Below are 236 nucleotides of genomic sequence, written 5' to 3' on the forward strand. Positions count from 1 at the left end.
GGTCGTGGCGACCGCGCTGGGGCTGGTCGGTGTGTACCTGTTCCCCATCGTGCACCGGCTGTTCCACGCCCTGCGGAATCCGCTGCTGATGACGCTGCTCGGCGGCGCCGTGCTCGGTCTGCTGACCTGGGCCCTGGTGGTCTGGCTGCTCGCCGGGTTCGCTCTGGCCACCAGCCTGGCCACCGTCGTGCAGGCCGCGAACTCCTCCACCGTGGTCGCCACGCTCAACCGGATGG

Annotated in this window: 1 protein-coding gene; it reads left to right on the forward strand. The window is 70.8% G+C overall.

Annotation, left to right across the window (positions count from 1 at the left end; all coding sequences use genetic code 11):
- A partial coding sequence (locus SB773_RS34670) for a hypothetical protein (RefSeq protein WP_410595091.1) occupies positions 1-236 on the forward strand: 236 nt, incomplete at both ends.

The sequence above is a fragment of the Bacillus sp. SIMBA_074 genome (assembly GCF_046534555.1).
GTDB classification, from domain to species: Bacteria; Bacillota; Bacilli; order Bacillales; family Bacillaceae_G; genus Bacillus_A; species Bacillus_A mycoides.